Origin of the sequence: Desulfovibrio sp., assembly GCF_014803725.1 — a bacterium.
GTDB lineage: Bacteria > Desulfobacterota > Desulfovibrionia > Desulfovibrionales > Desulfovibrionaceae > Desulfovibrio.
Map to the genome: position 1 here is coordinate 1 of NZ_JAAVBE010000014.1, position 9,724 is coordinate 9,724.

A 9,724-nucleotide genomic window follows, 5' to 3' on the forward strand; every position below is an offset into this window, starting at 1 on the left:
CGCCCCCACAGCGCCCTTGGCTGGCAAAGCCCGGCGGCTTATCGGGCAGCCCATCAACCCCCAAACCGGACAGGAGCCACTAACTTATCCTTGGTATCATGAATGGGGTAGGGTCAATAACCAAGGCGTTGGGCTGCTCCATCGCGCTCAGGAAGCGACTCCAAGGGTTGCTTCAGGCAAACGAGCTCCGGCATGTGGCAATGGGCAGGCGCGGCAAGCTGGACGACCACAAGCTCTACCGCTTGAGTGCCGCAAACCCACGGGTCTTCAGGCGGGAGGATAACCAGCTTGGGCAAAACTCCGCCGTCCCTCTGCTGCTCGATTGCAGCGGCAGCATGTCCGGCGTTCCCATCCAGCTTGCTCGCCAAGCCTGTTATGCCGTGGCCAAGGCTCTGGAACCCCTCAAGGGAGTCAATGCCGCCGTCACTGCCTTTCCTGCCATTGCCGAGGGGGAGCGGGGCGTGAAGCCGCTCGTGCGCCACGGCGAAAAGGTCTCGAACCAATTTGGTGTGGAGGGCACAGGGGGAACGCCGCTTGCCCCGGCGCTCTGGTGGGTCATGCAAAATCTTTACGCGCAAAAGGAGGAACGAAAAATCGTCATCATCACGGACGGCAGGCCCGACAATGTGCTGGCCTGCCACGCCGCCCTCAGCAGGATGCGGGCTCTCGGCATGGAGGTGTACGGCATCGGTATCCGGTTGCCTCTCATCCTGACGCTCTTGCCCCGGACGAGCAAGGTCATCTTCGACCTGTCGGAGCTTGCGCCGGCTGTATTCGGCCTCTTGCAAGCGGCACTTCTTCGGGGAGGGGAACGATGACAATCCCCGTTGATTTATGCCGAGGGCAAAGCTGGTTGAATGGCCTCACAAGGCTTGGCAGCCGCCCGAAACCGAGAACCATGCGGCGTTTTCTGTGCCGCTGAAAACCTAGGAGGAAACTATGATTCAGTGGATTCCTGTTGCTATCGCCGTGTTGCAGGTAATCAAAGAGAGCATGGATGAATAAGCATTGGGGTGGCCGGCAGGATTGCCGCCCACCCCAACCCTACACCATGTTCAATTTGGCTATTTTTATCTTTTCAGATCCCTACAAATTACACTTGCTACATTAAAACATCTTGGGAATTTGTATCTCGCATATCATTATCATACATATTCTATTTTGTTCTCATATATTTAATGTTGCAGCAACTTCTGTTAATGTTTCTGCGGAACGACGTAAGGCCGAAGACTCTTCTCGATTAAGAGAAATAGGTACGTGTGTTTCAATACCCTTCGCCCCAACGATGGCCGGCATACTTAGCGAGATTTCCCTTAAGTCATATTCTCCGGGTATCAGTGCGGATACAGGCAGAATAGACTTTTCATCGCGCACTATGCATTCGCAAATACGCTTAACGGACATGGCTATGCCGTAATAAGTGGCATGTTTTTTCGCGATAATCTCATAAGCGCTGTTTTTGACCTCCTCCGCAATTTTCCTCATTTCCGCAACCGGGTCCGAATATCCGCGCATGGCGTAGAAATCTCGCAAGGGAATACCGGAGACATTGGCGCAACTCCAGGCAACTATTTCGCTGTCGCCATGTTCGCCAATAACGAAGGCATGGACGCTTCTACTGTCCACTCCCAAATGTTGTCCCAACGCGTATTTTAGCCGCGCGGTGTCCAGAACCGTTCCAGAACCGATTACTCTGTTTTCCGGCATACCACTGATTTTTGCAGCAGCATAGGTGAGAATATCTACTGGATTGGCTACAACTAGCAAAATACCATTGAACTTGTGCTCCATAATGCTGGTAATTATGGTCTTGAATATCTCAACATTTTTATGCACGAGATCAAGCCTAGTCTCGCCGGGCTTTTGGTTCGCACCTGCGGTGATTATAACAAGCGATGCGTCAGACAGATCGTGATAGTCTCCGGCGTGGATTCGCATCTGACCAGCGAAGGGAATGCCGTGAGAGATGTCCATCGCCTCCCCATCGGCCTTGTCATAGTTGGCATCAATCATGACAAGCTCGGAAAAAAGCTTGCTCATCATAAGCGCAAAGGCCGATGCAGCGCCCACATAACCACAACCTATAATGGCAGCCTTGCGTGGATTTGGCTTGGACATCTAAATTATGCCTCCTTTTAAGAATCGGTCACGATTGGTACAGAGGGTCATCTCTGGCTTTTTGAGGATGACTTTGTAAATATCCTCTAATCAGTGCTTAAACCGAAATTCACATTATTGCAAATGGAAATAAAACGTCTGCTTGTGGAGTTCTCGGAACTGTACTAGCCGTGTCTTGGCAAAGGTCCAGAAACTTTCGATTCCATTAATGTGTGAATGTGCGTTGGAAAACTTGTTGTCGCTGAGCTCCTCCAGGAAATGTTTCTGGTATCCCAAATCAACCAAGCCAACATAGTCACGCTATCCGTCGGGATGAATAGCGCTTTCAAGCGCCACACGTCCTCGAATTATTCCTTGCAGAGTGAATTTAGAGCTGTCCGGCCCTATTTCGATGTCCACGCGACCATTACGCATGAGCCGAACCAATATTATCGTTTTGCTTCGTGCTCCGCACCCTCTGAAACTCTTGATACGGGTGGCCAAAATAGCCTTCATCTACCCAAACTTCACCGCTCACAGGCGATTCCGCCTCACAGTATCTGGCGACCCTTTCCCTGATGACGCCGAGATAACGGTTAATCGTGTTTCGGTTCAACCTTGTTATTTCTGCTATTTGGGTGGCGTCCAAATCAACGGCGAAAAACCTGACGATTTGCCAGTTTTTTCCCTCTGAAATTTTTGAACGGTACGAATACGTATTTCTTGGCGTCATTCCTTGCTTCTAGCCTCTTGGTGGCTCTATGCTCGTCTAGATGCAAAAGCAGATGTCAATCGTATACGCGTCTGTTAGGGTTCAGCTGACAGGGGTACCTTCCAGGCGCATATGGAGCCCGCCCCGCTATGCTGAAGGGTTCCTTTTGTGGTTTCTTGTTGCCACGTCTGCGCCGTTTTTCCCCCCGCATTGTGACTGTGCTTGTGAAAAGGCACCTGAACCAGAGCGTACCGTGGAAATGATCCTCTGCTTTGAGGTGCGAAATATCGAAAATGAGAGCGTAAAGTGTATTCGACCTTCTTTTCAAGGATCGAAAGAGCCTGGACGGTTCTCTTTACCGGCAAACACCGGATCGAAGACTGCTTTATTTTTCGGTCGTAGGGACACATTCCCGGAAGGTGATTGTGACGTTACAGGAAGCCGTTAACCGGGCCAAAGGTTAAAAAAGCTTGATATGCCCCCAGGGAAGGAGCGCCCGGTGAATAGGCGGCGGCGTCCAGTTGACAAAAAATCTTCCGCTGGCTAGGTCGGGAACGGATGCCGACTTTATCAAGGAGAAACCGATGAACTACGCCCAAGTGACCCAGGAAGCCCGTGTCGTCATGGTGGAATTTTTCGCGACCTGGTGCCCCCATTGCCAGAAAATGATGCCCGTGGTGGCGCAAATCAAGGAGCTGATCGGTGACGAGGTCCCGGTGGTGCAGCTCGACATCGACCAGAACCAGGCGGCCGCGCACGAGGCGCGGGTGGACGGCGTGCCAACCTTCATCATCTATCTCAACGGCACGGAAGTGTGGCGGCACAGCGGCGAGATCGATGGCAATGACCTGCTCGCCAAGCTCCAGTCCTATTGACCCAAGCCATGCAGGCGCACAGCATTTTTTCGCGCTTTCTCACGGCGCTGGGCGTGCCGCACACGGACACATGGTCTGACGCGCAGTTCCGGAACATGACCTTCAAGTCCCTGTACGGACTCTCGCACCTCCTGACCGAGTACGGTGTGCCCAACACGGGGCTGCGCTTTGCCGACAAGGCGGAAATACGCGCGCTTGAGCCGCCCTTTCTCGCGCAGACGGTCTCGGGCGCTTTTGTTATCGTCACGGACATGGGCTCTGGCGGCGTGACCTATGACTCCTTGGGCGAGACGCAAAAGACGAGCCTCCAGAACTTCATCGACGCATGGAACGGCGTCGCGCTTGTGGCCTTTCCCGGGGCTACGTCCCGCGAGCCGGACTACGGGAGCCATCGTCTTACCGAAGTCATCTCGGGCATGACACGATCCGTGCTCGGCGTCGCCGCGCTCGCCGTGTTCGCCTACTTCTTCGTTACGCGCGGTGTGTATGCGCAGATCTCCACCATCCTGCTGACGGTGTTCACCTGCGTGGGGCTCTATTTCTCTTACCTCCTGCTCCAGAAATCGCTGAACATCCATACAGCGGCGTCCGACAGGGTGTGCGGGGTGCTGGAGCAGGGCGGCTGCGACTCCATCATGGAGCTTCCGGTCTCCAAGCTGTTCGGCGTCTTTTCGTGGAGCGAGGTGGGCTTCGGCTACTTTGGTGTCTCCCTCGTCGTGTTGTTGCTCTTTCCGCATATGTGGAGCGCGCTCGCCGTCTGCAATGTGTGCTGCCTGCCCTATACGGTGTGGAGCATCTGGTACCAGAAATTCAAGGCGAAGCACTGGTGCACCCTCTGCGTGGGCGTGCAGTCCACGCTCTGGCTGCTGTTCTTCTCCTATCTCGGGGGCGGCTGGCTTCGCCGCGCCGACCCCCTGCATGTGGATTTCCTTGTCCTTCTGGCGGTCTATCTGTGCGCCGTGCTGGCGCTCAACCAGATTCTCGCCGTATTCAAAAAGCTGCCCTGCCATGAAAAATATTAAGGAACCGGACTGCCCTTCGGCTGTCGTGCTCAAGCCTGTGGAAATGAACCGCATCCATTTCGGTGGCATCCACACCCCGCTCACCCCGGAGCAGCTTGAGGCCATCGCCCGGGCCGCNACGGGCCCTGAGGGGGACGCATCGGACGCCATGNCCGCCTCCTGAGCGGGCGCAGAGGGATGCCCATCCTGTTATGCTCCTGAAAGGAAGCNCCGCCATGAGCCCAGCCCGGCAGGCCGCGCCCCTGAAGGACCCGGAACTGCGCGCCTGCCGCCAGTGTCACTACGACAAGACGCCCGAATACCTCAAGAGNTCGGTGCTCTATGTCCAGTCCAAGACCTGCAATCGGCCGCNCAAGGCTGAGGTGGCTTTGGTGCGGGCGCACGAGGCCATCCACTAGGCCATGNTCTGGGACGCCCCACGTCGCCCGACTATGACGGGCTCATGGCNGAGGCGCGCGAAATCAACCGCAAGGGCCNGATGTTCTGGGAGTATGTTTCCGCCGAAAATGGCGTGGGNTTCCACAATCCTTCCAAGTCGCTGAATACGCTCATGACCTCCATGGAGTGNATCCAGAAGGCCGTGGAGCTGGCCGAACAGGCCACCAACTGGGGCATCGCGCCCATCATGNCCCAGCACATCAAGAAGCNCGTGCCGCNCATGCCCAAGATGAGCCGCAAGCTCCAGCAGGACGGGGAGGGCCNCCAGCAGAACCCGTGAACCAGGATTCTGCCCGTCGNCCCCGAAGCCCCCGCAGGTCGNGTTCGGCCAGGAATACCGCCCGGTGACGCAGCAGGACGCCGCCGCCAGGTAGGGACNCGGCAAAAAGTCCCATAAATGGANGGAGCCCGCAGATTTTGCGGGCTCCCTTTTTATATTTTATATTAAACTTGAAGCCAGTCGAAGGCGCGAGAGCCACTGAAACAAAGAACCATCCGCTATGCAGGAAGGTGTATCTTTTCGACTCCCCCAGCCAGGGCTTAATGAACTGTTTCTGCCGTGCCAGGCAAAAACCNCACTGAGCGCGCAATGTTTCATGAGAGAAGTTTCGGTTGCTAAAAAGACTTTATCCCGCTCCAGACATCTTTCATGATATTAAGAAGCCCCGCTTTTTGCACATAACGGGAGATTTTTTTCCACGCGGGCTCGCTGCCGCTCTCCACGGCGAAAAGGTCCTGCATGAAGTTGTTGACCACATGCGGGTAGGTGGTGAAGATGCGCTTATTATGCATAAAATCGGGGATATGCNTATATACTTTCATATCCGGCAAAATATTTTCCCTTTCNAGNTCATCATAATAGGACNAGAGAGATTCGCGGGAATAATTGTCGGCCTCTTTGGCGTGTATCACGGTATTCGCCGCCGCCATGCCCGACAGGATGGCNAGATCCATCCCGCGTACGGTGTAGCCAANATTCAGGCAAAGTGATGCTGCATCGCCCACGATCAAAACCCCGTTATCGACGAGCTCGGGAATGGCGTTGTAGCCGCCCTCGGGCACCATGTGCCCGCTGCGGGAAACTGTCTCACCGTCCCTGATGAGTGGCTGGATTAGCGGATGTTTCTTGAAATCCGCCAACATNTGCAACACTGAGGTATTGCTTTCCTTGGCATCCTTCATGCCCAGCACCATACCGAGTGAGANGCTGTCCTTATTGGTATATAAAAAGCCGCCGCCCATCTGCCCCGTGGAGGGATAGCCCAGGAATAGCCACGCNACGCCCTCTCCGTCCTTNCAGTTGAACCGCTCGTTTATGACTTCCGCCCCCAGGCGGATGACTTCCTTGGCCCCCGTGGCATAATCGGCGGGCTCGTGTTTTTTCACGAGGTCCGCCTTCTGGCCGAGCAGGGAACTCGCTCCCTCGGCAAGGATGACAACATTGCCATGGAAGGCATCCGTGCCCGTTTTTACGCCGCAAATGGTTTCACCTTTCTTGAGAAGCTCGTTTACCCGCTGGGAGAGGAGCAGTTTCGCTCCCGNCTTTTCGGCCTCGCCCGCCAGCCAGGGGTCAAAACTTTTTCTGAGGACAGTGCAGGACGCCGAAGGCGTATCGGCACAGCTTGAACGGTCATTAAAATATTCCANGGTCGATGCCGCGTCTTTGGTCAGCACGGAAATCCGCTCCCTGCATACGCTCCTTTGCAGCGGCGCCGTGGCGGCAAAATCCGGCAGGAGTTTTTTCAGTGCATGAGTATATATCCTGCCGCCGGTCATGTTCATTTTGCCGGGCGTATCGGCCTGTTCCAGTAAAAGAACATCCAGCCCGGCCCGCGCTGCGGTGATGGCGCAGGAACAACCGGCGATGNCGGCGCCGACAATNATGACATCAAAAAAATGCTCACTCATCCGGATTTCCTCAAACATTATCGTGGCCGCTGCTGCGACCAATCTTTGTCCTGTTCACTGTGCTGCTTCGCCAGTCAAGGGTTGCCTGGTTCANGGCCTTTGTTCAGAATCCCCTGCGGAAAATCGCTTACGCCCCACAGGAGCGCGCGGCGCTCAGGGCNCCTCTGGCCCCTCAGGCAGGAGNCGCCCGCGNGAAANGAGCATCCCGAGGAAGGTGANCGTCCAGGCGACGAGGGCCACAGGGAGGAAACNGCGAGGAACGACCATGAGCCAGCCGAAGCCCACCGCCTCGGAAAAGGTCGCCGTGNAGGCGGTGTACATACCCATGGGGAATACCATGCCCCAGAAGGNAGGCACATAGGCGAGCGGGGAGCGGCANGGCCGCAAGCGCGNCATAGGAGGCCTCTCCCTGGCTGCCCCGGCAGATGGAGCCGTCCNCTTTGGGATAGGCCTCGCCGCACAGAGGNCAACGGATGATGCCTTCCGCGTGATGGCGANCGGGAAAACGCGGCTGGATGCGCACCCTTTCCGTCTTGCAGATGCTGTCCGCGGCAGCGCGAATCTCCGCTGCCAGCAGGACGCTGTCCTGCTCACGCCTGGGCTTTTCCTTGAAAAACCAGTCGTTGAGCTCGGGANAGGCGCCCATCTTGTCGGGGTCGAGGCTGACGCGCACGCCCTCGCCCGTGGCTTGTCGAACTGCGTCACCGCATAGNGGCCGAGGTCNAAAACCTTGAGGCGCTGAGCGCCCGTGCTACATGCGGTNAGNANCTGCACCGCGTCCGGCAGGCACTTGGCGGATTCCNNCACGGCNTCGAANAGCGTGCCNNCGGGNAGCNNCCGCTTGCCNAGNTCNACCATNTANGCGCCCACNAGNANGCCGGGAGCTGGCATNGCCGTGGGAATTCTCGGCCAGGGAGCCGAATTCCTCAAAGGTGTAGGCGCCAATATTCACGGCCGGATTCCTTGCGGTGGCAAAGGTCGTGCATGGGTCGACAGCTTCATTCCGGCATAGGGTGCACCGGGCGCAAAATTTTAAACCATCCCGAGGAAGATTACAATAGGGCATTACCTAGCTCAGGGGGGGGTAGCGACATTTTTCACAATAGCAGGAAGAGGAGGATGGAGCTTACATGCACGCCGGCGCCCGGACGCGGCCCCCGGCGTTCATATGCTGGATGAGGGCTCGTAGGAGGCGGCCGCATGGCTCGGCGCGGGCTGGACGCTGGCCGTCCCCGAGGCTCCGGGGACGCCGCTCTTCAGGGTAATAGGCCGCGCGTAGATACAGGATGCGGTGGACGGCGTGCTCCTGCCCCGTGCTCGAGGCGCTCGTGCCCGTGCAGGGTGGCAGGCCGAGCTCCTTCCCTCGCGAAAAAAAGCGGCTTCGCGGCGGCATGGATCACCTTGTCGCACAAGGCGCCCGGGGCGAGCACAAGGACGAGGCAGGGCCGCTCATAGGCCCTCTGCTCGGGGGCGCCCTGCCGCTCGCTCTCTGCCGTGGCTTCATGCTGCCGGACGAAGGCCCCCTGTTGCGTGCCCTCCATAAGCGCCACGACCGCGTGTGTACCACCGGGGGCACCGGCCTTTCCCCGCGCGACAGGACGCCCGAGGCCACGGAAAAAGTGCTCGACTATCTCGTGCCCGGCATGGCGCAGGCCATGATGGCCATGAACCTCGCGGCCACGCCGCGCGCCGTGCTTTCACGCGCTGTGACCGGGGTGGCCGGGCGCTGCCTCATCCTCAACCTGCCGGGCTCGCCCAAGGCCGTGCGGAGAACCTGGGCCCGATGCTCCCCGCGCTTCCCCACGTGCTCGCAAGCTCGGCGGGGAGGCGGCCGACTGCGGGGAGGGATAAGTACCCTGACTCTACCGGCCGGTCAAAGCGGGGCGCGCGGAACTCGCCGATCCGGAAGCCGTTCTTATAGAGCAGGCTAGATGGTATCGTCATTTGATATTCGCCCAAATCGCTATACATCTGATATGCACAGCAGCCAGAAATGAGGCCGTGTTTTTTGCATATCGTGTGGCGATACCTCGCCAGCGCTTCAGTTCCAAAAAGGCATTTTCAATAAGGTGCCGAAGTCGATAAAGATATTTATCGTAAGGACGTGGACGTTTCCGGCTTTTACGAGGAGGGATGACAGGATTTACGCCGGCCTGTTGGAGCGACTCGACCAGCCCATCGCTATCATATCCTTTATCTGCCAAAAGGTACTCGGCATCTATTCCCTCGATAAGTTTGCAAGCCTGCGAACAATCCGCAACCGGACCTGCTGTAATAAACATTCTGACCGGCATACCATGCGCATCCACGGCCAGGTGTATCTTGGAGTTGAGCCCCTTTTGTGCGTCCCATATCCTGATTGCCACCTTGTGCCCCAGCAGCATGCGGGTGAACTTTGATGTGGCTAGCATCAATCATGAGCCATTCAAAATCTGGCTCCGAAATAAGAATTTCGAGCAATCTTTTCCACACTCCACTATCTCTCCATCGACAAAAACGGCGATGGGTATTTTTCCAGTCCGCATAGTCCGGCGGCAAATCTCGCCACGGCGCACCTGTTCGCAGGATCCAAAAAACCGCATTGAGAAACTTTCGATTATCACGGGCAGTAACTCCTCGCGTTCCTTCTCGGCCTGGAAGGTGCGGTTCCAAAAGCTCCCAAACCTTGTCAG

General features: G+C 56.8%; 9 protein-coding genes and 2 pseudogenes. 5 read left to right on the forward strand and 6 right to left on the reverse strand.

Features of this window, described 5'->3' with window-relative positions:
- The first annotated feature begins 200 nt into the window (after positions 1–200).
- The gene (locus tag HDR50_RS04165) at positions 201–818 is read left to right on the forward strand and encodes a VWA domain-containing protein (protein WP_291356196.1); all 618 of its coding nucleotides are present in this window, start codon (positions 201–203) and stop codon (positions 816–818) included.
- 349 nt (positions 819–1,167) lie between these two features.
- Here the strand turns inward: HDR50_RS04165 and HDR50_RS04170 are convergent, their stop codons facing one another.
- Together HDR50_RS04170 and HDR50_RS04175 are read right to left on the reverse strand one after the other, a co-directional pair.
- The gene (locus HDR50_RS04170) at positions 1,168–2,118 is read right to left on the reverse strand and encodes an L-lactate dehydrogenase (protein ID WP_291356198.1); all 951 of its coding nucleotides are present in this window, start codon (positions 2,116–2,118) and stop codon (positions 1,168–1,170) included.
- Positions 2,119–2,235: 117 nt separating this feature from the next.
- Positions 2,236–2,830: pseudogene (locus tag HDR50_RS04175) on the reverse strand (IS1595 family transposase); the annotation flags it as partial.
- A gap of 563 nt (positions 2,831–3,393) precedes the next feature.
- Here HDR50_RS04175 and HDR50_RS04180 point away from each other — a divergent pair.
- From HDR50_RS04180 to HDR50_RS04195, 3 genes are all read left to right on the forward strand, one after another.
- Complete coding sequence (locus HDR50_RS04180) at positions 3,394–3,684, forward strand: thioredoxin family protein (RefSeq protein WP_291356200.1); 291 nt, start codon at positions 3,394–3,396, stop codon at positions 3,682–3,684.
- 8 nt (positions 3,685–3,692) lie between these two features.
- Complete coding sequence (locus HDR50_RS04185; protein WP_291356202.1) at positions 3,693–4,706, forward strand: vitamin K epoxide reductase family protein; 1,014 nt, start codon at positions 3,693–3,695, stop codon at positions 4,704–4,706.
- 442 nt (positions 4,707–5,148) lie between these two features.
- Positions 5,149–5,424: an ammonia-forming cytochrome c nitrite reductase subunit c552 gene (locus HDR50_RS04195; protein ID WP_291356206.1), complete on the forward strand. Its 276-nt coding sequence runs from the start codon at positions 5,149–5,151 to the stop codon at positions 5,422–5,424.
- Between the two features lie 335 nt (positions 5,425–5,759).
- Here the strand turns inward: HDR50_RS04195 and HDR50_RS04200 are convergent, their stop codons facing one another.
- From HDR50_RS04200 to HDR50_RS12430, 3 genes and pseudogenes are all read right to left on the reverse strand, one after another.
- On the reverse strand, positions 5,760–7,052 hold the full coding sequence (locus HDR50_RS04200) for an FAD-dependent oxidoreductase (protein ID WP_291356208.1): 1,293 nt from the start codon (positions 7,050–7,052) through the stop codon (positions 5,760–5,762).
- A 153-nt stretch (positions 7,053–7,205) separates the two neighbouring features.
- Entirely contained in the window at positions 7,206–7,448 is a 243-nt protein-coding gene (locus HDR50_RS12425; RefSeq protein ID WP_365816768.1) for a hypothetical protein, read from the reverse strand.
- A 190-nt stretch (positions 7,449–7,638) separates the two neighbouring features.
- Positions 7,639–7,943: pseudogene (locus HDR50_RS12430) on the reverse strand (formylmethanofuran dehydrogenase subunit E family protein); the annotation flags it as partial.
- A 395-nt stretch (positions 7,944–8,338) separates the two neighbouring features.
- Here HDR50_RS12430 and HDR50_RS04210 point away from each other — a divergent pair.
- Positions 8,339–8,983: a molybdopterin-binding protein gene (locus tag HDR50_RS04210; protein WP_291356212.1), complete on the forward strand. Its 645-nt coding sequence runs from the start codon at positions 8,339–8,341 to the stop codon at positions 8,981–8,983.
- Between the two features lie 9 nt (positions 8,984–8,992).
- On the opposite strand, the gene HDR50_RS04215 is transcribed toward HDR50_RS04210, so the two are convergent.
- Positions 8,993–9,724, reverse strand: a protein-coding gene (locus HDR50_RS04215) for an IS5 family transposase (protein ID WP_291356214.1) whose coding sequence is annotated in 2 segments (ribosomal slippage) — positions 8,993–9,389 and positions 9,388–9,724 — 734 coding nt annotated over the 2 segments. Because the reading frame shifts where the segments join, the coding sequence is not laid out codon by codon here. This gene is flagged as partial in the annotation.